This is a genomic window from Aminobacter sp. J41, from assembly GCF_000526635.1.
Classification (GTDB): domain Bacteria; phylum Pseudomonadota; class Alphaproteobacteria; order Rhizobiales; family Rhizobiaceae; genus Aerobium.
The window spans coordinates 162,836-187,273 of the sequence record NZ_JAGL01000003.1 but is presented as its reverse complement, the minus strand read 5'-3'; the positions used below and the strand labels follow the sequence as shown (position 1 = coordinate 187,273).

Annotated in this window: 24 protein-coding genes; 9 read left to right on the top strand and 15 right to left on the bottom strand. The window is 63.6% G+C overall.

Annotated features, from left to right (window positions below; all coding sequences use genetic code 11):
• Positions 1 to 13: 13 nt before the first annotated feature.
• Together L630_RS0103770 and L630_RS0103765 are read right to left on the bottom strand one after the other, a co-directional pair.
• Entirely contained in the window at positions 14 to 1,327 is a 1,314-nt protein-coding gene (locus L630_RS0103770) for a DNA polymerase IV (protein WP_144708677.1), read from the bottom strand.
• A gap of 66 nt (positions 1,328 to 1,393) precedes the next feature.
• Entirely contained in the window at positions 1,394 to 1,702 is a 309-nt protein-coding gene (locus L630_RS0103765) for a DUF3572 domain-containing protein (protein WP_024846950.1), read from the bottom strand.
• Between the two features lie 156 nt (positions 1,703 to 1,858).
• Here L630_RS0103765 and L630_RS0103760 point away from each other — a divergent pair, with 156 nt between their 5' ends.
• Positions 1,859 to 2,230 (top strand): response regulator, encoded by a 372-nt coding sequence (locus L630_RS0103760; protein ID WP_024846949.1) that lies wholly within the window; start codon positions 1,859 to 1,861, stop codon positions 2,228 to 2,230.
• Positions 2,230 to 3,600: a PleD family two-component system response regulator gene (locus L630_RS0103755; RefSeq protein ID WP_024846948.1), complete on the top strand. Its 1,371-nt coding sequence runs from the start codon at positions 2,230 to 2,232 to the stop codon at positions 3,598 to 3,600. The genes L630_RS0103760 and L630_RS0103755 overlap by 1 nt, the downstream gene beginning before the upstream one ends.
• A 346-nt stretch (positions 3,601 to 3,946) precedes the next feature.
• Here the strand turns inward: L630_RS0103755 and rpmG are convergent, their stop codons facing one another.
• From rpmG to L630_RS0103705, 10 genes are all read right to left on the bottom strand, one after another.
• Positions 3,947 to 4,114: a 50S ribosomal protein L33 gene (rpmG, locus tag L630_RS0103750; RefSeq protein WP_024846947.1), complete on the bottom strand. Its 168-nt coding sequence runs from the start codon at positions 4,112 to 4,114 to the stop codon at positions 3,947 to 3,949.
• 103 nt (positions 4,115 to 4,217) lie between these two features.
• Positions 4,218 to 5,414 carry an MFS transporter gene (locus tag L630_RS0103745; protein WP_024846946.1) on the bottom strand — a complete coding sequence of 399 codons (1,197 nt, stop codon included), beginning with the start codon at positions 5,412 to 5,414 and terminating at the stop codon, positions 4,218 to 4,220.
• Positions 5,415 to 5,441: 27 nt separating this feature from the next.
• On the bottom strand, positions 5,442 to 6,176 hold the full coding sequence (locus L630_RS0103740) for an NUDIX domain-containing protein (RefSeq protein WP_024846945.1): 735 nt from the start codon (positions 6,174 to 6,176) through the stop codon (positions 5,442 to 5,444).
• A gap of 26 nt (positions 6,177 to 6,202) precedes the next feature.
• Positions 6,203 to 6,637 carry a DUF983 domain-containing protein gene (locus tag L630_RS0103735; RefSeq protein ID WP_024846944.1) on the bottom strand — a complete coding sequence of 145 codons (435 nt, stop codon included), beginning with the start codon at positions 6,635 to 6,637 and terminating at the stop codon, positions 6,203 to 6,205.
• Positions 6,637 to 8,919: a ribonuclease R gene (gene rnr, locus L630_RS0103730; RefSeq protein ID WP_024846943.1), complete on the bottom strand. Its 2,283-nt coding sequence runs from the start codon at positions 8,917 to 8,919 to the stop codon at positions 6,637 to 6,639. Before rnr ends, L630_RS0103735 begins: the two co-directional genes overlap by 1 nt.
• A 6-nt stretch (positions 8,920 to 8,925) precedes the next feature.
• On the bottom strand, positions 8,926 to 11,550 hold the full coding sequence (topA, locus tag L630_RS0103725; protein WP_024846942.1) for a type I DNA topoisomerase: 2,625 nt from the start codon (positions 11,548 to 11,550) through the stop codon (positions 8,926 to 8,928).
• Positions 11,551 to 11,962: 412 nt separating this feature from the next.
• Positions 11,963 to 13,105, bottom strand: coding sequence for a DNA-processing protein DprA (gene dprA, locus L630_RS0103720; protein WP_024846941.1), 1,143 nt, complete (start codon positions 13,103 to 13,105; stop codon positions 11,963 to 11,965).
• Positions 13,102 to 13,689, bottom strand: coding sequence for a glycerol-3-phosphate 1-O-acyltransferase PlsY (gene plsY / locus L630_RS0103715; protein WP_024846940.1), 588 nt, complete (start codon positions 13,687 to 13,689; stop codon positions 13,102 to 13,104). Before plsY ends, dprA begins: the two co-directional genes overlap by 4 nt.
• Before the next feature lie 24 nt (positions 13,690 to 13,713).
• Positions 13,714 to 15,006: a dihydroorotase gene (locus L630_RS0103710; RefSeq protein WP_024846939.1), complete on the bottom strand. Its 1,293-nt coding sequence runs from the start codon at positions 15,004 to 15,006 to the stop codon at positions 13,714 to 13,716.
• Complete coding sequence (locus L630_RS0103705; protein ID WP_024846938.1) at positions 15,003 to 15,968, bottom strand: aspartate carbamoyltransferase catalytic subunit; 966 nt, start codon at positions 15,966 to 15,968, stop codon at positions 15,003 to 15,005. The genes L630_RS0103710 and L630_RS0103705 overlap by 4 nt, the downstream gene beginning before the upstream one ends.
• A 137-nt stretch (positions 15,969 to 16,105) precedes the next feature.
• On the opposite strand from L630_RS0103705, the gene L630_RS0103700 reads away from it, so the two are divergent.
• Complete coding sequence (locus tag L630_RS0103700) at positions 16,106 to 17,728, top strand: acyl-CoA dehydrogenase family protein (RefSeq protein WP_024846937.1); 1,623 nt, start codon at positions 16,106 to 16,108, stop codon at positions 17,726 to 17,728.
• On the opposite strand, the gene L630_RS0103695 is transcribed toward L630_RS0103700, so the two are convergent.
• Entirely contained in the window at positions 17,713 to 18,648 is a 936-nt protein-coding gene (locus tag L630_RS0103695) for an AEC family transporter (protein WP_024846936.1), read from the bottom strand. The genes L630_RS0103700 and L630_RS0103695 overlap by 16 nt on opposite strands.
• A gap of 223 nt (positions 18,649 to 18,871) precedes the next feature.
• On the opposite strand from L630_RS0103695, the gene L630_RS0103690 reads away from it, so the two are divergent.
• A complete protein-coding gene (locus L630_RS0103690; protein ID WP_024846935.1) occupies positions 18,872 to 19,189 on the top strand; it encodes a DUF6105 family protein in 318 nt (105 codons plus the stop codon).
• Here L630_RS0103690 and ruvX read toward each other — a convergent pair.
• Entirely contained in the window at positions 19,143 to 19,613 is a 471-nt protein-coding gene (gene ruvX / locus L630_RS20960) for a Holliday junction resolvase RuvX (RefSeq protein WP_034329267.1), read from the bottom strand. The two genes, L630_RS0103690 and ruvX, sit on opposite strands and share 47 nt — an antisense overlap.
• A gap of 74 nt (positions 19,614 to 19,687) precedes the next feature.
• Here ruvX and L630_RS0103680 point away from each other — a divergent pair, with 74 nt between their 5' ends.
• The 4 genes from L630_RS0103680 (at position 19,688) to L630_RS0103665 (ending at position 23,253) form a co-directional block, all read left to right on the top strand.
• The gene (locus L630_RS0103680; RefSeq protein WP_024846934.1) at positions 19,688 to 20,395 is read left to right on the top strand and encodes a metal-dependent hydrolase; all 708 of its coding nucleotides are present in this window, start codon (positions 19,688 to 19,690) and stop codon (positions 20,393 to 20,395) included.
• Positions 20,396 to 20,485: 90 nt separating this feature from the next.
• Positions 20,486 to 20,773 carry an Asp-tRNA(Asn)/Glu-tRNA(Gln) amidotransferase subunit GatC gene (gatC, locus tag L630_RS0103675; protein WP_024846933.1) on the top strand — a complete coding sequence of 96 codons (288 nt, stop codon included), beginning with the start codon at positions 20,486 to 20,488 and terminating at the stop codon, positions 20,771 to 20,773.
• Between the two features lie 66 nt (positions 20,774 to 20,839).
• Positions 20,840 to 22,321, top strand: coding sequence for an Asp-tRNA(Asn)/Glu-tRNA(Gln) amidotransferase subunit GatA (gene gatA, locus L630_RS0103670; protein WP_024846932.1), 1,482 nt, complete (start codon positions 20,840 to 20,842; stop codon positions 22,319 to 22,321).
• A 134-nt stretch (positions 22,322 to 22,455) separates the two neighbouring features.
• A complete protein-coding gene (locus L630_RS0103665; protein ID WP_024846931.1) occupies positions 22,456 to 23,253 on the top strand; it encodes a YdcF family protein in 798 nt (265 codons plus the stop codon).
• Between the two features lie 3 nt (positions 23,254 to 23,256).
• Here L630_RS0103665 and L630_RS0103660 read toward each other — a convergent pair whose 3' ends face one another.
• Complete coding sequence (locus L630_RS0103660; protein WP_348601505.1) at positions 23,257 to 23,955, bottom strand: DUF599 family protein; 699 nt, start codon at positions 23,953 to 23,955, stop codon at positions 23,257 to 23,259.
• 275 nt (positions 23,956 to 24,230) lie between these two features.
• On the opposite strand from L630_RS0103660, the gene L630_RS23530 reads away from it, so the two are divergent.
• Complete coding sequence (locus L630_RS23530; protein ID WP_256366547.1) at positions 24,231 to 24,359, top strand: hypothetical protein; 129 nt, start codon at positions 24,231 to 24,233, stop codon at positions 24,357 to 24,359.
• The last annotated feature ends 79 nt before the right edge of the window (positions 24,360 to 24,438 follow it).

Below are 24,438 nucleotides of genomic sequence, written 5' to 3'. Positions count from 1 at the left end.
GTGGAGGGGGCGGCTAGTCGGCGTCGCGCTGCGGCCTGCCCCTTACAGCCTTGCCGAAGGTGTAGCCGGTCTCCACGGCCTTGCCTCCGAACTTTTCCCGAAGCGCGTCGATGGCGAGTTCCGCCATGGCGCGCTTTCTCGCATTCAGGTCGACGAGATCGGGAGGATCGGCGCGCTCGTCGTCGGAAAGGTCGCTGACGCCAATGCCGAGCAGGCGGTACTGCGTGCCGTCGGCTTCTTTGCGCAGCAGCTCGAGCCCGGAGGCAAAGATCTTGTCCGCAAGGCGCGTGGCGTCCGGCAGCTGGCGGTTGCGGGTGCGGATGCGGAAGTCGGCGGTTTTTAGCTTGAGCACCACGGTGCGCCCGGCAAGGCCTGCCTTCTTCAGTCGCCCCGAGACCGTTTCCGATAATGCGCGCAGGACCGGCACCAGATCATCGAGCGAAGAGAGATCGTCATCGAAGGTTGTCTCAGCCGAGACGCTCTTCACCTCGTGTTCCGGCTCCACCCGGCGGTCATCCTCGCCGCGGGCGAGGTAGTAGAGCCGGTTGCCCATCGTCCCGTAGCGGCGAATGAGCTCGTTGCGCTCCATCACCTGAAGCTGGCCGATGGTGCGGATGCCGTCGCGTTCCAGGGCCGCCGCGGACGCCTTGCCGACACCCCAGATCAGCGTGACCGGCTTGTCGGCCAGAAATTCCTTCGCCTCGGCCTGACCGATGACCGAATACCCGCGTGGCTTCTGCAGGTCCGATGCGATCTTGGCGAGAAACTTGCAGTAGGAAAGCCCGACCGACACCGTGATGCCGATCTCCGCCTCAACTCGCCGCGCAAAGTCGCAAAGGACGAGGGCCGGCGGCCTGCCATGAAGCTTTTCGGTCCCAGACAGGTCGAGGAAGGCCTCGTCGATCGAGATGGGTTCGATCAGCGGCGTCAGCGCGAGCATCATGTCGCGCACCTGCCGGCCAACGGCGGCATATCTCTCCATGTTCGGCTTGATAACGATGGCTTCTGGGCACGCCTGCAGCGCCTTGAACATCGGCATGGCCGAGCGCACGCCGCGGATGCGGGCGATGTAGCACGCCGTCGACACGACGCCGCGCTTGCCGCCGCCGATGATGACCGGCTTGTCGCGCAGTTCGGGCCGGTCTCGCTTTTCCACCGCTGCGTAGAAGGCGTCGCAGTCGATGTGGGCGATGCTCAGCCGTCCAAGCTCAGGATGCGAGGCAAGCCTGGGGCTGCCGCACTTGCTGCAGCGCGGACGCGGCGAATCATGCTGCGCGAGGCAGTCGCGGCAAAAGCCTTTCAGGACAGGGGCTGCAGAACCGCTCATGGCGCCGGACATTTCAGGAACAGGGCGACATTAGGCGAAGCCATTGCGCCCAGCAAGCCGACCGTGTCAGGTAGAAATGTCGAAGCGGTCGTCGCCGAAGGGCAGGGCGCGCAGAGCAGCACCGACGTCGGCGGGAGGCGTATTCGTCGCCTCGCAGAAGGCCTGCAGCGTCGGCTCATGCGCCATGATGAACTGGATCACCCCGGCAAAGAAGCCCGGTTCAGCGGCTGCCTGGCGAATTTGCGAAGCCTCGATGCCGCTGATGGCGAGGAAGCGAGGCATCAGCGCCGGGTCGCTGGCGATGAAGCCGAGGGCCGAGATCGCGATCTGCTCGGCAGCTTCGCGTGCGGAGGAATCTTTCGGGTGCGTTGCCATGGGAAGGATTTAGCGCCGGCAGCTCAAGCTGAGCAAGCCTCATCCGAACGGATAGCTCTCAAGCCGCCTATTTCGTTTGCCATTCGTCAATCTGATTGATGTAGCATCACCTGAATTCTTCTTGAGGGTGGTGCGCAAGTACCGGACAGGGTTGCAATGGCGAAGAAGGTTATGATCGTCGAGGATAACGAGCTCAACATGAAGCTCTTCCGCGACCTGATCGAAGCGTCGGGCTACGAAACCGTCCGGACGCGCAACGGGCTGGAGGCGCTCGACCTCGCCCGTACGCACAAACCCGATCTCATTTTGATGGACATCCAGCTGCCGGAAGTCTCCGGCCTCGAAGTCACCAAGTGGCTCAAGGAGGACGACGAGCTCCACACGATCCCGGTGATTGCGGTCACCGCTTTCGCGATGAAGGGAGATGAGGAGCGTATCCGGCAGGGCGGCTGCGAGGCCTACATTTCCAAGCCGATCTCAGTCGCAAGGTTCATCGAGACCATCAAGTCTTATCTGGGAGATGCGTAATGACGGCGCGTATACTCGTCGTCGATGACGTTCCTGCCAACGTCAAGCTTCTGGAAGCCCGGCTGCTCGCCGAATATTTCGAGGTGTTGACCGCCTCCAATGGGGCGGATGCGCTGGACATCTGCGAGCGCGGCAATGTCGACGTCGTTCTGCTCGACGTGATGATGCCGGGCATGGACGGTTTCGAGGTTTGCCGGCGCCTCAAGAGCGATCCGGCGACCCAGCACATTCCGGTCGTGATGGTGACTGCACTCGACCAGGTGAGCGACCGCGTACGCGGCCTTGAGGCCGGTGCCGACGATTTTCTCACTAAGCCGGCCAACGACCTCCAGCTGATGACGCGCGTGAAGAGTCTGGTGCGGCTTAAGAGCCTCACCGACGAGCTGCGTCTGCGCGCCTCCACCACTCGCGCAATCGGCATCGAGGAGTTGCTGTCACGCCGGGCCTCTATCGATGAGACACAGCCGACGGTGCTGCTGGTCGATGACAAACAGCATTCGGTCGACCGAATCCAGCGGATGCTGCGCGGCCGCTGTACGCTTATTTGCGAGACGGATCCGCAGGGCGCCTTCTTCAAGGCGGCGGAGGGTGATTTCGACTGCGTGCTGATCAGCACCGCTCTGACGGATTTCGATCCGCTGCGCCTTTGCTCGCAGCTGCGCACGCTCGACCGCACGCGCTTCGTACCAATCATGCTGCTTGCCGATCAGGGCGAGGACGCGCGGCTCGTGCGGGGACTGGAACTCGGCGTCAATGACTATCTCGTGCGGCCTCTCGACCAGCACGAAATGATTGCCCGCCTGGTCACACAGGTGCGTCGCAAGCGCTACAACGACCATTTGCGGGCCTCCGTGGCCCAGACCATAGAGATGGCCGTGACGGACCCTCTGACCGGCCTCAACAACCGCCGCTATCTCGATACGCACCTGCAGACCCTATTCGAGCGGGCACAGAACCGCGGAACGCCGCTGTCGCTGTTGATCGCCGACATCGACCGCTTCAAGTCCATCAATGATGGCTGGGGACATGACGCCGGCGACGCGGTGCTGAAGGAGTTCGCGGAGCGGGTGCGCCGGGGCGTGCGCGGCATCGATCTCGTCTGCCGCTTTGGTGGCGAGGAATTCGTGGTCGTGATGCCGGAAACCCCCGGCGAGATCGCACAGAAGGTCGCCGAGCGTATCCGCGGGCAGATTGCTGCGGCGCCGTTCGACATTCCGGGGCAGGGGACGCTGGACGTCACAGTCAGCGTCGGCGTGTCCTTCCTGCAGGGCCCTTCAGACAGCGTCAGCGCGATGTTGAAACGGGCGGATATGGCGCTCTACGAGGCCAAGAACGGCGGGCGCAACCGGGTGGTCGCCGCAGCTGCCTGAGCCGCCTTCGAATCGACTTTTCACTTGGCGATCACAGAATTTACCTCGTTGGAAGGAAAAATTGTCGCGTGGTTAAGAATTGATTGATTTTGCCACGAAGCTGCGCAAATCTTCCGCAGGGTCAGGGCGGGGCGAAACAATCACGTTCTGATTTCAAACACCCCATGATGCTCAGGTCCGCCGCATCTCCTGGGTCCGTGGGGTCGGCCGGCCGGCGCTGGCGTATAGCGGCCTCCTCGTACCGCTGTCAGCTGCTGGTCGGCCCCCAGTTCCAACTCCATAGCCGCACAAACGAAAAACGCCGCCCCGAAGGGCGGCGTTTTCGTTTTCAGCGCCGGAGCGAAGATTACTTGATCTTCGTTTCCTTGAACTCGACGTGCTTGCGCGCAATCGGGTCGTACTTACGCTTGGTCATCTTCTCGGTCATGGTGCGGCTGTTCTTCTTGGTAACGTAGAAGAAACCGGTGTCCGCGGTAGACAGGAGCTTGATCTTGATCGTCGTAGCTTTGGCCATGTTCTAGGTCCGCTCTTCTCGGGGTCTCGTTGCCGCATCAGTGCGGGCGGCGGCCCGGCCTGCGGAAAACTCGCGCGGAGACATAAACGACCCCGGGGAAATGTCAAGTCCGCGCAGCCCTTACGCCCATCCTGAACAGCGCCAAGAGCAGATAGGCACCGAAAAAGATGGCAAGGCCCCAGGAAAAGCCGTTCGGTCCGGCAATATCCATTGTGACGCCGATCGCCTGCGGGCCGATGAGCATGCCGATTCCATAGCAAAACACGAAGGCGGCGTTGGCCGAGGCGAGGTCGCGGCCGGAGAGTCGCGAGCCAAGATGGGCGAGGCCGACCGTGTAGAGGCCGGCGACAACGCCACCCCAAGCGAACAGCACTGCGGCGCTCAGGAGCCAGCTGTCGGCGATTGTGGGGAGAATCAGTACGCCGCCGAGACCAACAGCCGCGCAGATGACCAGCAGGACACGGCGGTCCTTCATGCGGTCGCTGACGATGCCAAGCGGGATCTGAAGGAGGACGTTGCCCAGGCCGACGGCGGTCAGGAGAAGCGCTGCGTCGGCCTCCGAATAGCCGATGCGGGTGCCGTAGACGGGAAACAGCGCGAAACCGCCAGTTTCAACCGCGCCAAACACCAGCACGGCAGCGGTCGCCATCGGGACCATCCAGATGTAGCGGACGAAGCCGCTGGAGGTGTGGTCGCACTCGGCACGCATGTCCGGCCCTTCCCTGCGCGCCGCCATCACGGGTAGGGCAGCGATGATGACCAGCACAAAGGCTATGCCGAAGGGCAGGAAGCCGGAGGAGCCAACCACTGAGAACAGGAACGGGCCGAAGGCGAATCCCAGCGACAGGACGGTTGCGTAGATGCCGAGCACCAGCCCGCGCTTGTTGGGCGGCGCCGAGGTTGAGATCCAGTACTCGGATAGGATGAACAGGGTCGTCAGCGCGAAATGAAGCGCGGCGCGCAGCGGGAACCACATCCAGAACGCCGGCGCGAAGTAAAAGCCGACGAAGGAGAGGCCGCCGAGCAGAATCATCGCGATCATTATCGGCACGACGCCGAATCGGGTCGCGAGCGGAGTTACGAACGGCGCGGCGACGATAGAGGCAATGCCGGCCACTGCCGTGTTGGCGCCGATCATCGTGGAAGAAAAACCGCGCGATTCCAGAATCACCGACAGAAGCGGGACGCCAAGGCCGATCGCGATGCCGACAACGCTGATGGAGGCGACAGCCGCCGAGACGGAAAGCCACCGTACGTGGGTAAGCACGTCCTCTTGAGCGGCCAGCGAATCTGGTGCCATGCGAAATGCCTTGCGATTGTGGTTCTGTTAGATCAGGTCGCGCTGGAAGCGATTGTGGCGCAGGTAATAGAACGGCACAGCGCCGCCCGGCGACAGGCCGGGGTCCTGCTTCAGCCGCTCCAGCAGATCGCCGAGAACTGTCCTGGTGATGCCGGGAATATCGGCTTCCAACGCTTCGGCCAATGGGAGCCAGACGATTTCCTCAAGCTCGTCCGTAGGTCCGCCTTCAGGCAATTCGAGGGCGACATCGTCCCGGAATGCGGCGAGAAAACGGGTGTCGTAGCGCCTGACTCGTCCGGGAGGGGTAATGGCGCGGGCAATGAAGCGCAGCGGTGCCAGAGAAGGGCAGACGCCGTTCTCGACAAAACCCTGCCAGTCTGGCTTGGCGGTCTCGAACGAGCCGCGTTTGCCGATCAGAATGCCCGCTTCCTCGTAAGTTTCGCGAATTGCGGACATGGCGATCGCACGCGCCCGTGTCGCGCTGGTGCGCGAATTAACGAGCTTGGCTTCTTCGCTCGGATGCAGCGGCGCAGCGAAAGGTACGCGCGCATCGGAGGGATCTGTGCGGCCGCCCGGAAAGACGAATTTGCCGGGCATGAAGGCATGGCGCATATGGCGCCGGCCGAGAAGAACGCGGATTTCGCTGCCCGACCGGTCAAGGAGAATGAGCGTAGCTGCGTCCTTCGGGCGGAGTGGCCCTGGACCCAGTGCTGCGTCCTTCAGTTCCGTCTTGTCAATTTCGGCGCGGCTCATGCCGGCCATCGACAGGCGCCTTGCGCCGCCTTCCGTCATGAGTTCTGCAGTTCCGGATGTGTCTCCAGTGCTTCCTTCTCACCGGAGAATCCGTGCATGCGGCAGGCCCACTGCAGACCCACGACGCCGCCCTTTACGGGCGGCAACATCGCCAGGGTCATGGCGAGGGTCAGTGGGCCGAGATAGGCGAGATGGGTCCAGATGCCCAGATCAAACATCTTCTCGAGGCCCATGTAGACGCCAACCATGATGTGGCCGACGATGGTCACGACGAGATAGGCTGGAAGGTCGTCAGCGCGATGGTGGTGAAAATCCTCGCCGCACTTGTCGCAGCGATCCGCTACCTTGAGGTAGCGGTTGAACAGCTTGCCTTCGTTGCAGTTGGGGCAGCGGCACATCATGCCACGGAAAATCGACTGGCCGATCGGGCGCTCGGCAGCGGCAGCCGCGCCGAATACTTGGGTTTCCATCATCGTCTCCTTGCTCCACGGCGTGGAGCCTTGGCCCGGGCGCGCTCCTTGGAACGGCGGGCCTTGTGGTAGGACTGTTTCGAGCCCGGGAGGGGCTTCGGATCACTAAGCATTTCAAAACGCATGGCGCCCGCTAGCGGCGCCACTTCGACAAGTTTCACGTCAACCGTGTCAGCTAGCTGATATCCCCTCCTGCTTCGCTCACCGAACAGAGCCCGGGCCGATTCGTCGAAGATATAGTAGTCGTCCCCAAGGGACGAAATAGGGATGAATCCATCTGCGCCAAATTGAGGCAGCTGAACGAACAGCCCCGCCTTGGTGACACCAGAGATTCGCGCCTGGAAAGACTCTTCAAGACGAGAGGCAAGATGTTCCGCTATGAGGCGATCGACGGTTTCGCGCTCGGCAGCCATCGCGCGGCGCTCGGCGGTCGAAATCAATGCCGAGATTTCTTCGAGCCGCGCTTCCTGCTCGTTGGTGATGCCGTCAGGGCCGAAACCATGCGCGCTGATCAGCGCTCGATGGACGATGAGGTCGGCGTAGCGGCGGATCGGCGAGGTGAAGTGCGCGTAGCGGCGCAGGTTGAGGCCAAAATGCCCGAGATTCTCAGGCGAATAGACCGCCTGGCTCTGGGTGCGCAGCACCACCTCGTTGACCAGCGCCTCATGCTCGCTGCCGGCAACCTGCGAAAGGATCCCGTTGAAGGAGGATGGCCGCAGCTGCGCGCCGCGTGCCAGCGACAGGCCGATGGTCTGCAGGAATTCGCGCAATGCTTCCTGTTTGGCGAGCGACGGCGCGTCGTGGATGCGGTAGACGAGCCGCTTGTGCTTGGCTTCCAGCGTCTCCGCCGCCGAGACGTTCGCCTGGATCATGAATTCTTCGATGAGCTTGTGCGCGTCGAGCCGGTCTGGGACGATGACCCGGTCGACGGTGCCGTCTTCCTTCAGCAGGATTTTGCGTTCAGGCAGATCGAGCTCAAGCGGTCCGCGATGGTTGCGGCCGCGCTTGAGAGCTCGATATGCGTCCCATAGCGGCTTCAGCACCGGCTCGAGGAGCGGTGCGGTCTTTTCGTCCGGCCTGCCGTCGACTGCCGCCTGCGCCTGTGGGTAGGCGAGCTTGCCTGCCGAGCGCATCATGATGCGGTGGAAGGAATGGCGGATCTTGCGGCCGTCCGCGGTGAACGTCATCCGCACGGCCAAGGCAGGGCGGTCCTCGCCTTCGCGCAGCGAACAGAGGTCGTTCGAGATCCGCTCCGGCAGCATCGGCACGACGCGGTCCGGGAAATAGACGGAGTTGCCGCGCTTCAGCGCTTCCTGGTCGAGCGCGGAGCCCGGCCGCACGTAATAGGCGACGTCGGCGATCGCGACGGTGACGATGTGGCCGCCCGGGTTCTTCTCGTCCGTGTCCGGTTCGGCATAGACGGCGTCGTCGTGATCCTTGGCGTCTGCCGGGTCGATGGTGATGAGCGGCAGCGAGCGCCAGTCCTCGCGGTCCTCCGTGCTTGCCGGCGCAGCTGCTTCTGCCTCAGCGAGAACGGATTGCGAGAAGATGTAGGGAATGTCGTGGGCGTGGATGGCGATCATCGAGACCGCCTTCTCGCTGCTCAGCGAGCCCAACACGTTGAGCACCTTGCCCTTCGGCAGGCCGTATCTGCCTGAAGTGACCTGCTCGACCTCGACCAGGTCGCCGGGCTTGGCGCCGCCGAGATAGTCGCGGTCCACCGTCAGCTCTGACTGCCGGCGCTCGACCGGCTCGATGCGATACGAGCCGTCACGCAGCTGGCGCAAAACGCCGAGGACCGCGTCCCGGCGCTTCTCGAACACCTTGATGACGCGGGCCGTGTAGGCCGGACCTTCATCAAGGTCGGTCGGGAAAACCTTGGCGAGCACACGTTCGCCGATGCCGGGAGTGCGGGCTGCATCGCGCGAGGGGCGGATCGACACGAGCGGAGCCGAGCCGTTCTCTTCCGGCCATTCCGCCGGGCGGGCGAGCAGGTTGCCGTCATCGTCACGTGAGAAGACGTCGAGGACGGAGACGTGGGGCAGGGCATCGGCGCGGGTAAACCGCTTGGACTGCTTCTTCAGCAGCCCCTCTTCCTGCATCTCGCGCAGCTGATCCTTCAGCCATGCGCGGTCGGCGCCCTTCAGGCCGAAGGCGCGAGCGAGCTCGCGCTTCCCGGCCTGATCGGGATTTTCCTTGATGAAAGCGAGGATTTCGTCGCGCGAGGGGCGGAAATCGCGTGTCTCTTCGCCAGTCTTGCGCCCGGAAATCCGTTTTGCCAAAGGGGATTATTCCTCTTTTTTCGCCTTCTTTGCCGGAGCCTTCTTGGCTGCAGGCTTTTTTGCCGCTGTCGTCTTGGTGGCCGCCGCCTTCTTCGGCGCGGCCTTCTTGGCGGTGCCCGACTTACCTGCCTTGGTCGCGATCAGTTCAAGGGCTTCCTCAAGCGTCACGGACGCCGGATCCTTGCCCTTGGGCAGGGTGGCGTTCACCTTGCCCCAGTTCACGTATGGGCCGTAGCGGCCGTCACGAACCGTAATGGCGCCGCCATCGGGATGTTCCCCGAGCTCCTTGAGCGCGGCGGGCGTGGAGCGGGTTCCTCCGCGTCCTCCGCGCGTCTGCTTCTCGGCAAGGACTGTCACAGCGCGGTTGAGGCCGACGGTGAATACGTCCTCGACCGACTCGAGGTTGGCATAGGTGCCGTCATGCAGCAGGAACGGACCGTAGCGGCCGATGCCGGCGGAGATCATCTTCCCCGTCTCGGGGTGCAGGCCGACGTCACGCGGCAGCGATAGCAGCTGCAACGCCTTCTCGGAGTCCATCATCGACGGCGTCCAGCCCTTCGGCAGGCTGGCGCGCTTGGCTTCCTTGCCATCGCCGCGCTGGATGTAGGGACCGAAGCGGCCGCTCTTAAGGGTAATGTCCTCGCCGGTCTCCGGATCCTGGCCGAGAACGCGGTCGCCGTTGTCGCCGCCGTCGGCCTCACCGTTGAGGCCCTCGCCGAGCTGGCGGGTGTAGCCGCACTCCGGATAGTTCGAGCAGCCAACGAAGGCGCCGAACTTGCCAAGCTTGAGCGAGAGGTTGCCGGAGCCGCAGCGCGGGCAGATGCGCGGGTTCGAGCCGTCCTCGCGTGCCGGGAAGACCAGCGGCGCCAGTTCCTCGTTCAGCGTGTCGAGAACGTCGGTTACGCGAAGCTCTTTGGTCTCGTCGACATGCGCCGAGAACTCTTTCCAGAAGTCGCGCAGCACGTCCTTCCAGGCGAGCTTGCCATCGGAGATCTCGTCGAGCTTTTCCTCGAGCTCGGCCGTGAAGTCGAACTCGACATAACGCTCGAAGAAGTTTTCGAGGAAGGCGGTGACGAGCCGGCCCTTGGCCTCGGGCTTCAGCCGACGCTTGTCGATCGTCACGTAGCCGCGGTCCTCGAGCGTCTTCAGCGTCGCTGCGTAGGTGGACGGACGGCCGATGCCGAGCTCTTCCATTTTCTTGATGAGCGAGGCTTCCGAGTAGCGCGGCGGCGGCTCGGTCGTGTGCTGGGTGACGGCGATATTCTTGCGGGTCAGCGTCTCGCCGGCCTTGATCTCGGGCAGGCGGCGGCTCTCCTCGTCGTCCGCGTCGTCGTCCTTCTGTTCAGTGTAGGCGGCAAGATAGCCGTCGAATCGGATAACGGAGCCGACGGCGCGCAGGCCGGCGGTACGGGAGCCATTGACGGCCTCGATCTCTACCGCGGTTCGTTCAATTTCGGCCGCGTTCATCTGGCTGGCGATCGCGCGCTTCCAGACGATCTCGTAGAGACGTGCCTGATCGGCATCAAGATACTTGCGAACGCTTGCCGGCGTACGGCGGAAGTCGGTCGGGCGGATAGCTTCGTGCGCTTCCTGGGCGTTCTTCGCCTTGGTGGAATAGAAGCGCGGCTTTTCCGGCAGGTAGCGGTCGCCGAACTCCGCCCCGATGGCCGAGCGTGCAGCAGCGATCGCCTCAGGCGCCATCTGAACGCCGTCGGTTCGCATGTAGGTGATGAGACCGGTGGTCTCGCCGCCAATGTCGACACCTTCATAAAGGCGCTGCGCGACCTGCATCGTGCGCGAAGCCGAGAAGCCAAGCTGCGAGGAGGCAGCCTGCTGCAGGGTCGAGGTGGTGAAGGGCGGCGCAGGGTTGCGCTTGGTGGGCTTTGCCTCGACCGAGAGGGCGCGGAAGGATGCACCTTCAAGCATCGTCTTGATGTCGGCTGCCTGTTCGGCGCTGCGGATGTCGAGCTTCTGTAGCTTCTTGCCGTCGAAGGCTGTGAGGCGAGCTTCAAAGTCGTCGGCGCGAGGCGTCGCCATCAGCGCTGCGATCTGCCAGTAATCTTCGCGAACGAAACGCTCGATCTCGGCTTCGCGGTCGCAGACGAGGCGTAGCGCAACCGACTGCACACGGCCGGCGGAACGCGCGCCCGGCAACTTGCGCCACAGGACCGGCGACAGGGTGAAGCCGACCAGATAGTCGAGGGCACGGCGCGCGAGATAGGCATCAACCAGTGCCGCGTCGATGTCGCGTGGGTTCGCCATCGCGTCGAGCACCGACTGCTTGGTGATCGCGTTGAAGACCACGCGGCGAACCGGCTTGTCCTTCAGGACCTTCTTCTGCTTCAACACGTCGAGCACGTGCCAGGAGATGGCCTCACCCTCGCGATCAGGGTCGGTTGCTAGGATGAGGGTATCGGCATCCTTCACCGCCTTGGCGATGTCGGACAGGCGCTTGGAGGAAGCCCCGTCGACTTCCCACGACATGGCAAAGTCTTCTTCCGGACGCACGGAGCCGTCCTTGGCCGGCAGATCGCGCACATGGCCGAACGACGCCAGGACCGTGTAGCCCGATCCAAGGTACTTGTTGATTGTCTTTGCCTTTGCAGGCGACTCGACGACGACGACGTCCATGTCTCGGTGAATTACCCCTCGTGCGGCAGCCCCTTGCCGCCGTTGCATCTCGGAAAACAGCCCGTCACATGGCCGCGCTTTCGTTCACGGTCAAGAGGCAGAGGCGATTTTGGCATCTCTGCAAAATTGGGGACAACCAAAAATTGCACGCAGCCGGATTGCAATTTCCTATAAGTTAAGTAATTACTAATGCCATTACTGGTTGTCCAAAAGTAGATGGGTACAACCACCGTGGCGGAGGCAAGTCATGCATACGCATACTAGGCGTTGACGCACGGACGCCCTTGATTACATGCAGGCAATGCTGGGCCAGATACGTACGATGGCCAAGGCAGAGCGTTGCGACATGCTCGCGTACCTGATCGAGATGGCCTATCTCGAGGTCAGCGACATCATACGCGGCGAGCGCCCGCTAAACATCAGGGACCATGAGCGAGACAGCGCCACCACCGTGGCGTTCAAGACGACCCGCAAGGTCAAGTTCCAGTAGAATCGTCATGAGTTGCGCCGGATGTATTCCGGTATGTCGCAGAACGTCATCTATCTGGGTCGGTGCCGGCCCAAGTGCTTCCAGTACTACTGACCTTTCATTGTCTAGAGGCGGGGGCGTGCTTGAGGAGATGGGCGGCTCCTCAAGCACCTCCAACTCGCGCCGTGGTCTCTGGGCCTGCGCGAGAGGCGTCAGATCTTCCAGGACGTCAGCTGCGCAGGTGACGAGAGTCGCCCCATTGCGGATAAGGCCGTTGGTGCCGCTGGCACGTGGGTCTAGCGGCGAACCGGGCACGGCGAAGACGAGTCGTCCCATCTCGGCAGCGAGGCGGGCTGTAATTAGTGAGCCGGAACGCTGTGCAGCTTCAACGACGACAAGTGCAAGGCCGAGCGCGGCGATCAGCCGGTTGCGGCGCGGGAAATCGCGGGAGCGCGGCTCCCAGTCGATCGGCATCTCGGAGATCAGCGCGCCCCTCTCCGCAATCGCTTCGCTCAACTGCTCGTTTTCAGGCGGGTAGGGCTCTTTCAGGCCGCCTGCGTAGACGGCGATCGTCCCGCTATCGAGGCTGCCCGTGTGTGCAGCTGAGTCGATGCCCCGGGCGAGGCCGGAGACGATCACGTGCCCTTCGCTGCCAAGGTCGCTGGCAAGCCGGCGGGCAAGGGCCAGGCCGTTCACGGATGCGTTGCGCGCACCGACGATCGAGATGGCGGGCCGCTGGAAGATTTCCGGGTTGCCACGAATCCAGACGAGGGGAGGCGGATGGTCTGCCTGACGCAGCATCGGCGGGTAATGACGCTCGCCATGGGCAATGAGCCGTGCGCCGATGCGGTCCCCCGTTTCAAGTTCGGCGTCGGCTTCCTGCTCGGTGCAGACGCGGATGGATTTTCCGGCGCCACCGGCTGCCGCAAGCCGGGGAAGTTCCGCAAGCGCGGCTTCGGCAGAGCCGAAGCGGTTGATGAGGTCGCGAAAGGTGGCGGGACCGACATTCTCGCTGCGGATCAGCCGGAGCCAGTGGAGCCGTTGCCGGTCGGTCAGCTGCAAGCTCTCCGCCGGCGACCGGTTCATCCCTTGGATCCTATCTTCGACTCGGTCCCTGCCAGCAGCCGCTGGATGTTGGGCCGGTGCTTGATGAAGACGATCACGCTCATCGCGGCGATGATCAGTGCGTGCGTGGGCAGGCCGATGAAGTAGAGGACGATCGGGCAGACGACGCAGGCGACGAGGGCCGAGAGGGACGAGTAGCGGCTGATGAAGGCGGTCGCGAGCCAGGCCACGGCAAACGCGAGAAAACCCTGCCAGGCAAAGGCGATCAGGACACCGAGATAGGTGGCGACACCCTTGCCGCCCTTGAAGCCGAGCCAGACCGGGAACAGGTGGCCGAGGAAGGCCGCAAAGCCAGCGGCGATGCCGGCTTCGGTGCCCCACTGGTAGCCGATGAGAACCGCGACGGTGCCCTTCAGCGCATCGCAGAGGAGGGTGAGCGCAGCCAGCTTTTTGTTGCCGGTGCGCAGCACGTTGGTCGCGCCGATGTTGCCAGAGCCGATCTTGCGCACGTCGCCGAGTCCGGCCGCGCGCGTGATGACGAGGCCGAACGGGATCGAGCCCAGCAGATAGCCGAGCACGAGCGCCAGGATGGTTGCGGTCGGCATAGTCGGATTGCTCCCCCGATGGCCCTAGCTGTCGGCCCGGTAGACTGTGCGTCCAGCGACGAGCGTTTGCAAGACCTTGCCTTGCATGCGCGCGCCCTCGAAGCAGGTGTTCTTGGAGCGGGAAAGGATGTCCTGCTCGCGAACGACCCACGGCTCGTTCAGGTCCACGACGATAAGGTCGGCAGCCGAACCGGGCTTCAGCGTCCCGCCGGGCAGGCTGAAACGTTTGGCCGGGGCAGTCGACAGCGCATCGATGAGGCGCAGCAGGGGGACCTCGCCGTTGTGGTAGAGGCGCAGGGCCGCGCCTAACAGCGTCTCGAGGCCGATCGCACCGGAAGCGGCGTCGCCGAACGGCAGGCGCTTGGTATCGACGTCCTGAGGATCGTGCGAGGAGACGAGGATGTCGATGGTGCCGTCGCGCAGGGCTTCGATCATCGCAAGGCGATCTTCCTCGGCGCGCAGCGGCGGCGTCAGGCGGAAGAAGGTGCGGTACTCGCCGACATCGTTCTCGTTGAGTGAGAGATTGGCGATGGCGGCACCCGCGGTGACGTTCGCGCCATCTGCCTTGGCGCGGCGGATGGCGTTGGCCGAAAGCTCGGTCGACAGCTTGCCGGCGTGATAGACGCCCTTCGTCAGTCGCGCGAGCATCAGGTCGCGCTCCAGCGGAATGGCTTCCGCCTCGCGCGGGATGCCGGCAAGGCCGAGCCAGCTTGCGTAGAGGCCTTCGTTCATGACGCCGGTAGCCGCGAGATGCTGGTCCTGGCCGGCGTGGTCAATGACGGCGCCAAAGTCGCGGGCGTAGGTGAGGGCGCGGCGCATAACCAGCGAGTTGACCAGCGTGTGGCGACCTTCGCTGAAGAAGACGGCGCCCGCCTCACGCAGCAGGCCGAACTCGGTCATCTCGCTGCCCCTGAGGCCGCGCGTGACCGCAGCGGCGGGCAGGACATTGACGACGGCGGTGTCGCGCGCGGCGCGCAGGACGAACTCAACGAGCGCGATGTCGTCGATGACCGGATCGGTGTCCGGCATCATGACAAGGGTGGTGATACCGCCGGCGGCCGCGGCGATGCTGGCCGAGGCGATGGTCTCGCGGTGCTCGGCACCTGGCTCACCAATGTGGACACGGGCGTCGACGAGACCCGGGAAAATCGCCTTGCCAGAGCAGTCGATGACCTCTGCGCCGGCGGGGATGCCCTGATTTAGTGCGTCAGCGCCTGCCGCAACGATCTTGTCGGCGTCGACGATGACGGTGCCGACTTCATCAATGCTGCGGGAAGGGTCGACGATGCGGGAGTTCTGGAAGACGGTGATGCTCATGCCGCTGCTCCTTCCGGATTGCGGCGCGGATCCAGCAGCGCCTCCATCACGGCCATGCGAACGGCAACGCCCATCTCAACCTGTTCCTGAATGACGCTCTGCGGCCCGTCGGCGATCTCCGAGGCAATCTCGACGCCGCGATTCATCGGGCCTGGGTGCATGACCAGGGCGTCTTCCTTTGCGACTTTCAGCTTCTCGGCGTCGAGGCCCCAGTAGCGGAAGTACTCGCGGACCGACGGAACCATTGCGCCTTCCATGCGCTCGCGCTGCAGGCGCAGCATCATGACGACGTCGGCGCCAGCGAGGCCTTCCTTCATCGTGTTGAAGACTTCGACGCTCATCTGCGCGATGCCCGCCGGCAGGAGCGTGCAAGGTGCCACGACGCGGACGCGTGCGCCTAGGGCGTTGAGAAGCAGGATGTTGGAGCGCGCGACGCGGGAGTGGGAAATGTCGCCGCAGATCGCGACCGTCAGGCCGGCGATGCGGCCCTTGGCGCGGCGGATGGTAAGCGCATCAAGCAGCGCCTGCGTCGGGTGCTCATGCGCGCCGTCGCCGGCATTCACCACCGAGCATCCGACCTTCTGCGCGAGCAGGGCTGCCGCGCCGGCCTGCGAGTGGCGGATGATCAGGATATCCGGCCGCATGGCATTCAGCGTCATTGCCGTATCGATCAGCGTCTCGCCCTTCTTTACGGAGGACGAGGCGACCGACATGTTCATCACGTCCGCGCCGAGGCGTTTGCCTGCGAGCTCGAACGACGATTGCGTGCGGGTCGACGCTTCAAAGAAGAGGTTGATCTGGGTACGGCCGCGCAGCGTCGAGGTCTTCTTCTCGGACTGGCGCGAAATGGCGACGGCCGCGTCGGCGCGGTCGAGCAGCATTTCGATGTCCAGCGGAGAAAGGCCCTTGATGCCGAGCAGATGCCGGTGCGGAAATAGGGGAAGGGCGGTGCGCTCAGTCATGTTAAAGCTGTGCTATAGGGAAGCGTCCGGTTCCCTGCAAGGAGCCAGCGAGAATTTCGGGGGATTTTCCTCGCAAATCGGCGTGCTTTGCCTGTAACAGTTTGGCTGCCGGATTCGGCGGAAAACGGAGTTTTGCTTTGACGCACGAGGTCACGAACCAGAGCCTGCCACTTACTGGCACCAGCGCGTGGCGCACTGATCCCCTGCTCGTGCAGCTCGCCGACGAATTTTCCGATGCGGTCCGCAAGGATCTCGACCAGCTCGGCCGCTACGTCCGCTCGGCCGAAGCGCAGGATCTGGCGCGACTTGCAAATACCGAGACGCCCAAGCTGCGCACGCACGACCGGCAGGGAAAGCGCATCGACCTCGTCGAATTCCACCCGGCCTATCACGCGCTGATGCGCCGCTCGATCCAGATCGGCCTGCATTCGTCGATCTGGGAGAACAACCCAGCCGAGGCGGGCAAGCGGCATCAGGTGCGCGCCGCACGCTTTTATTTGACCGCACAGCTCGAGTGCGGGCATCTGTGCCCGATCACGATGACCAGCGCCTCGCTCGCCGCGCTGATGGCAAGCCCGCAGCTGTTTCGCGAATGGGCGCCGCGCATCACCACGCGCAAGTACGACCCGGCTCAGAAGGCTCCGGTCGAAAAGGCTGGTCTGACGCTCGGCATGGGAATGACCGAGAAGCAGGGCGGCACGGATGTTCGCACCAACACCAGCCGCGCGGTGCGCGAAGGCAATTTTTATCGCCTCACCGGCCACAAGTGGTTCATGTCCGCGCCGATGTCGGACGCGTTCCTCATGCTGGCGCAGGCAGACGAGGGCCTGTCCTGTTTTCTGGTCCCGCGCCTGCTGAAGGACGGGGTTGACAACGGCCTCCGCTTCCAGCGGCTGAAGGACAAACTCGGCAACCGCTCCAATGCCTCGTCCGAGGTTGAGTTTGATGGAAGCCTGGCCGAAATGGTCGGCGAGCCGGGCGCCGGCGTGCGCACGATCATGGACATGGTGACGCTGACACGGCTGGATTGCGCGGTGGCCAACTCAGGCATCATGCGCGCCGCACTTGCCGAGGCGGTGCACCACACGCGCTACCGGCACGTCTTCGGCCGGCCGCTGATCGACCAGCCGCTGATGACTCGCGTGCTGGCCGACATGGCGCTGGATGTGGCTGGCGCTACCGCCCTGTCGATGCGCCTTGCCCGCTCGTTCGACGAGGCCGCCAACAACCCGGCCGAAGCCGCATTCGCGCGGGCGATGACGGCTGTCGTGAAATACTGGGCATGCAAAATCGCTCCGGCGCTCGTCTACGAGGCGATGGAGTGCGTCGGCGGTAACGGCTATGTTGAGGACGGCCCGCTTGCACGCCACTACCGCGAGGCGCCGGTCAACGCGATCTGGGAAGGTTCCGGCAATGTGATGGCGCTCGACGTGCTGCGGGTGCTGGGACGCGCGCCGCAGTTGTTCGAGGAAGTGCTGGCTGGGATCGGCCGCGATCTCGGCCCGGCCGGCAAGGGAACTGTTGGCGTGCTCCGCGCCGCCCTACAGGTCGCTGGTTCCGACGAAGGTTCGGCCCGCATTCTGACCGAGCAGCTGGCGATTTCGGCTGCCGCTGCCGAGCTGCGGCGAATGGGGGCAGGGCGCATTGCCGATGCTTTCGTGGAAACGCGGCTCGCGGGCCAGTGGCGCACAACCTACGGCATGCTCGATGCGCGGCATGATGCCCGCGCGATCGTCGACACGCTTTATCCGAGCGACTGAGCCGCGACTGAGAGCACCAGCGGCATTGTCAGGAACGACAGTGCCGTCTGCAGCGTCTTGACCTCGGCATAGAGCTCTGCGTCGCCGCCGAGCAGGCGAGCGAGCAGGTAGCCGTTGGCCGCTGTCGGTACGGCGGCGCAGAGGACAAGGTACTGGATCTCCAGCCCCGACACACCAATGCACCAGGCGATGATGGCAATTACCGCCGGGTAGACGAGCAGCTTGGCAATTACGGGCGGCCAGATCGAGCTGCGCTTCAGCGACAGGCGCTCGGTTCGCAGCGCGGCGCCTATTGCCATCAGTCCGATGCCGAGCGCCGAGGTGCCGGCCAGCTTCAGCGTCACCCTGACCGGCTCGTAGATCTCGAACGGCAGCATACGAACCAGAACCGCGGCGCCGGTCGAGATGATGAAGGGGTTCAGCGCCATGCGGCGCAGCAGGATGCCGATGCTCGCGTCGCGGTCGGCAAAGCGCGTGATGACCAGCACGACAACGATATTGATCGGAATGATGATCGAGGCCATCGCAAGCGCCACGACCGCAGCGCCCTGCGGGGGAAAGATTGCCTGTGCGACGGGAAGGGCGATGAAGCCGTTCCACCGGATCGAGGTCTGGAACACCGAAGAGAATTCACTGTGGGCGACCCAACCGGTCTTCTGGAAGATGGGCCAGGCGGCCAGCAGCAGCACGCACATGGCGGCGACAGCGAGAAGCAGCGACAGGAGCAGGGCATCGAGGCGCAGCGGCGAGAAGTCCGCGTCGTAGATCGTGACGAACAGCAGAGCCGGATAAAGGAACCAATAGGTCAGCTGCTCAATCCCCGGCCAGACATCCTTCGAGATGATCGGAAGGCGGCGCAGGACGACGCCAGCTCCGATCAGCAGAAAGACCGGAAGGATGCTCTCGAAGATCGTCAGCATGAGTGGCCGCTGGCTGATGAATACCCCCGGGCTCTAAGGCGGAGGAGGGCGGCCAGTAAAGCAGCTAGCGCTGGGCCAGTGGAGCTCAGTGGTAAAAATTAACCTTAATAAATGGTTTAAATTGCCGTTAAGCTTAACCCGTTCCACAGTGGCGGAGTTGCAATTTCCGAATCCAGACCAATGCGCCCGTCGGATCAGCTGGACGGCGCCGGACCAAAGGCCGATGCGATACATCCTTATCTTCTGGGGACTGCCGATGGCCTTCTTTTGGGGCTGGTATTTCCTCTCCTACAACGACATCAACTTCGGCCTGCTGTTCTTCTCCCGCGTGCTGCACGACTTCGCGTTCGAGTTCTACGGCAATCTGCTCGGAATCGACCCGGCACAGATCGGCCCGATGGTCGCGCGGGCCTGTTTCGTTGATACGCTCGTGATCTTCTCGATCTACGCGTTCCGCCGCCGGCGAGATATTCTGGCGTGGTGGAGGAGGCGTTCTATGAACGCAGCGACCGAACCCGGTCCAGTGCACCCTGCAGAATGAAGGCCGCGGCGGCCGAATCGATGCGGTCTTCGCGCTTGCGGCGCGACACATCCATCTCGATCAGCGTCCGCTCAGCGGCGACCGTCGACAGCCGCTCGTCCCAGTAGACGAAGGGGATCGCCGTCAGCTTCTCCATGTTGCGCACGAAAGCGCGGGTGGCCTGCACGCGCGGACCCTCGCTTCCATCCATGTTGACGGGCAAGCCGATGACGATGGCGACGACGTTTTCCTTCTCGACGACCGAGAGCAACGCCTGGGCGTCGAGCGTGAACTTCTTGCGCAGGATGACGGGGCGCGGGTGCGCGAAGGAAAGACCCGCATCGGAAATTGCAAGGCCAATGGTTTTCGTGCCGAGATCGATCCCGGCCAGCTTGCTGCCGGGTGTTGCCAGTTCGGCCACCTCTGCTATGTCGATCACAGGCACGTTTCGTCCAATCCGCAGGCGTTGATCTGCGCGGGTTCTAACCCGAACATCATGATAAAGCGAGGAGGCTGAAGATGAAGCTCACCTGGTACGGTCATTCCGCGTTTCGCGTCGAAGTCGGTGACGCCGCCATCCTGATCGACCCGTTCCTGTCGGGCAATCCGTCCTGGGGCAGGGGCTGGGAGGAAGTGGCCGAAGGCGTGACGCACGTGCTGCTGACGCACGGCCACAGCGACCACATCGGCGACTCGGTCGCGATCCTGAAGAAGACTGGCGCGATGGTCGTGTCGAACTTCGAAATCTGCCGCTATCTCGTTGGTCAGGGCGTCGACCAGAGCAAGATTAATCCGGGCAACAGCGGCGGCACCGTCGACTGCGGCGGCTTCACTGTCACCTTTACCAAGGCGCTGCATTCGTCGTCGATGCCGGGCGAGGGCGGCAACAACGTTTATCTTGGCAACCCGCACGGCCTTGTCTTGCACTTCCCGAACGGCGAGTCGCTCTATCACATGGGCGATACCGACATTTTCTCGGACATGGCGCTGATCAACGAGCTGCATCAGCCTGCCGTCGGCATCGTGCCGATCGGCGACCGCTTCACCATGGGTGGCGCCGTGGCAGCCCTCGCATGCCGACGTTTCTTCAAGTTCAGCAAGGTGATACCCTGCCACTACGCCACCTTCCCGCTGGTCGACCCGACCGCCGACAAGTTCGTGGAAGGCATGGAGGGATCCGGAACCGAGGTCGTGGTTCCCGAAGTCGGAAAACCTTTCGAGGTGTGACACCACAACAGGCCGTTCAATGTTGCGCCGCGCGAGCGGCGCGGCTATAGCGCCTTCAAAGGTTTTCCCTGCAACTGGCCGGAGCATCGCATGTCCGTCGACATCGACACCGTCAAGCGTGTGGCGCGACTCGCCCGCATCGCCGTGACCGAGGAAGAAGCCAACCGGATGACCGGTGAGCTGAACGCCATCCTGGGTTTCGTGGAACAACTTGGTGAAGTCGATGTCGAGGGCGTCGAGCCCATGACCTCGGTCATCCCTCAGGCGATGCGCAAGCGCCAGGACGAAGTGACCGACGGCAACATCGCCGACATCATCGTCGCAAATGCGCCGGCGTCCGAGGAGAACTTCTTCCTCGTGCCCAAGGTGGTCGAGTAACCGACCGCCCTGGTCCATCCGCGACCGGAACCCGAGCCGCACGCAGGCCTACCCAACGGACGTTTCATGACCGACCTGACGCAACTCACAATCGCCGAAGCCCGCGCCAAGCTGCAGGCCAAGGAGATCACCGCAACAGAACTCACGGAAGCCTATCTGGCTGCCATCGACGCCTACAACGAGACGTTCAACGCCTACGTTGCAGTGACGCACGATCAGGCGCGCGAGATGGCCAAGGCCTCGGACGAACGCCTTGCCGCGGGCAAGGGCGGTGCGCTCGAGGGCATTCCCCTCGGCATCAAGGATCTGTTCGCGACCAAGGGTGTGCACACGCAGGCGGCCAGCCACATCCTCGACGGCTTCCAACCGACGTATGAGTCGACTGTCACGGCAAACCTCTGGGCCGACGGCGCCGTGATGCTCGGCAAGCTCAACATGGACGAGTTCGCGATGGGCTCGTCGAACGAGACCAGCTACTACGGCCCGGTGAAGAACCCGTGGCGCGCCAAGGGCTCGAGCGCCGACCTCGTTCCGGGCGGCTCGTCGGGCGGCTCGGCTGCCGCAGTTGCCGCCCGCCTGTGCGCCGGCGCCACCGCGACCGACACCGGCGGCTCGATCCGCCAGCCGGCGGCGTTCACCGGTACCGTCGGCATCAAGCCGACTTATGGCCGCTGCTCGCGCTGGGGCACCGTTGCCTTCGCCTCGTCGCTGGACCAGGCCGGCCCGATCGCCCGCGATGTCCGTGATGCCGCGATCCTGCTGAAGTCGATGGCTTCGGTCGATCCCAAGGACACGACTTCCGTCGACCTGCCGGTTCCGGACTACGAGGCCGCCATCGGCCAGTCGGTCAAGGGCCTCAAGATCGGCATCCCTGCGGAGTACCGCGTTGACGGCATGCCGGAGGAGATCGAGAAGCTTTGGCAGCAGGGCATTGCCTATCTGCGTGATGCGGGTGCGGAGATCGTCGACATCTCGCTGCCGCACACCAAATATGCGCTGCCGGCATACTACATCGTGGCTCCCGCCGAGGCTTCCTCGAACCTCGCCCGCTATGACGGCGTCCGCTACGGTCTGCGCGTGCCGGGCAAGGACATCATCGAGATGTACGAAAACACCCGCGCTGCCGGCTTCGGCCGCGAGGTAAAGCGCCGCATCATGATCGGCACCTACGTGCTGTCGGCCGGCTACTACGACGCCTATTATGTCCGCGCTCAGAAGGTCCGCACGCTCATCAAGCGCGACTTCGAGCAGGCGTTCGATGCGGGTGTCGACGCGATCCTGACCCCGGCGACCCCATCGGCCGCGTTCGGCATCGCCGACCAGGACCTCGCCAGCGACCCGGTGAAGATGTACCTCAACGACATCTTCACCGTGACCGTGAACATGGCGGGCCTGCCGGGCATCGCCGTGCCTGCGGGCCTCGACAGCAAGGGCCTTCCGCTCGGCCTGCAGCTGATCGGCCAGCCGTTCGGCGAAGAGACGCTGTTCCGCACCGCCCATGTCATCGAGGAAGCCGCAGGCCGCTTCGAGCCGGAGAAGTGGTGGTAAGCACCGCGTTCCGCTGTCGGACGTATCGAATTCAGGGGAGCCTCCGGGCTCCCCTTTTCGTTTTCGGGGGCGCCTTGCTCCGCTGCTGGATTCTTGCGAGGACATAGCGACTGCGACCTGACGCGGGGGCGACGATGTTCTTCACCTTCTCCAAGATTTTCTGGATCCTGGCGACGCCGATCAACCTGATCGGGATTCTCCTGATCGCGGCCATTGCGTCTCGGCTTCTGAAGCTGCGGCGGCTGTCGATGTTCTGCAGCGTAACGGCGCTGGTGGTGCTGGGGCTTGGAGCCTGGACGACGACCGGCGCGCTGCTGCTGCATCCGCTGGAGGATTATTTTGAGCGTCCCACCCCGCCGCCGGACGATGTGACCGGCATCATCGTGCTGGGCGGAGGCTTTGAGGGCGCGGTCAACCTCGCGCGGGGCGGCTACGAACTAAACGCCAGCGGCGACCGCTTTGTCGAGGCCGCGGTCCTGGCGCGGCTCTATCCGGAGGCAAAGATCGTCGTGACCGGGGGCGCCGGCACGCTGCTACTCGACGGGGAAGGCGATGGCGATACCGCGCCGCGCCTCCTGACGGCCCTCGGTGTCGAGCCGGAGCGGCTGGTCCTCGAAAGGGAGTCACGCGACACCTATGAGAACGCAGTCAAGACGCGGGAGTTGCTGCAGCCGCAGCCGGGCGACGTCTGGCTGCTGGTCACCTCTGCCTTCCACATGCCGCGTTCTGTGGGCTTGTTCCGCAAGGCGGGATTTGACGTCGTGCCCTGGCCAGTCGACTACCGGACCGCGGGAACGGAGACATTTGGTCTGGCGGAAGACAATGTCGCGGATTCGATGCAGAACCTCGCGCTCGGAGTGCGCGAATGGATCGGCCTGTTCGCCTACCGGCTCACCGGCCGCATCGACGGCATGTTCCCGCCGAAGCCCTGACGGCTACTCAGCCACCGCGTCGCGTGCGGCTGAGAAGAACTGGCGGCGGATCTCGACGAAGATGATGAAGACGGTCGTGGCGATCAACATCCACGCGCCGATGAACCAGCCGAGATAGGCGAGCGCGAAGAAGATGGCGCGCAGCCCCTCATTGAAGTGGCGGCCGGCAAGCACATTCATGCGGGTTGCCCGCCGTACGGCCACGTCCAGCTCAGGCTGAAGAGCTGGATCGTCGCGATAGGATGGCACGGCACCCATCAGGATCGAGCAGTAGTTGAACAGCCGGTAGGACCAGCCGAACTTGAAGAAGCCGTAGGAGAGAATGCCAATGAGGCCAAACACCTTGGCCTCGAAGGCCCTGCGTGACGCAATCTGCGGCGCAGGTATCTCGCTCAGCACTTCCAGAAACGCATCCGTCGATCCGAACAGGGCAAAGCACCCGCCGATCGCCAGAAGGCAGCTCGAGGCGAAGAACGCCGTGCCCTGCTGCAAGCCGCTCATGATGCCGGTGTCGACCATGCGCAGCTCGCGCCGCGCCATGGTCCGCATCCAGTTCGCCCGCTGCCCGTCCATCATCGACGTCAACGTCGGCCGCGAGATGATGCGCCCGATGACACCGGGAGAGAACACGCCCCAGCACAACAGGAAGAATGCCAGGGCGACGAGATCGAGGCGGGTGAGGAACTGGGAATCGGACAACATGGGCTCAGAGTGCCGCAATTTGCGCACATTCGCCACGCGCACATGGACACAATTTCGCCCTGCGAGGTAACTTCCCATTAAGCATGTGGATTGCGCAAATTATTGAAAAGTTTGAGAGAAATTTTGGCCAGTTAACGTTTAAGCGGTGCACTGACACCGTTTTGCCCTTTTGTGCATTGCGAAGAGATTCGAGACGGGCTATGTAGCGGCCAGACGGAAGGGGCCGTCCCGGCGAACGAGAGCCGAAAAAAGTTCAATCAGCTAACAGGAAGAACATGGACGATAGCGTTCACAAATCCTGCTGGAGCGTCACCGCGAAGGCAGTGATTGGTTTCGCCGGTATTTTCATGCTGGCCTGGCTTCTTGGCGGCCCCGAGGCCGCAACCATGCTTGCGGCAGGCTGAATCCGAAGCCTACTGACCTAGAGAATTCTTTTGGCGCGGCTCGGTCCGCGCCTTTTTCTTTTCGGGGATGTCGCATCGG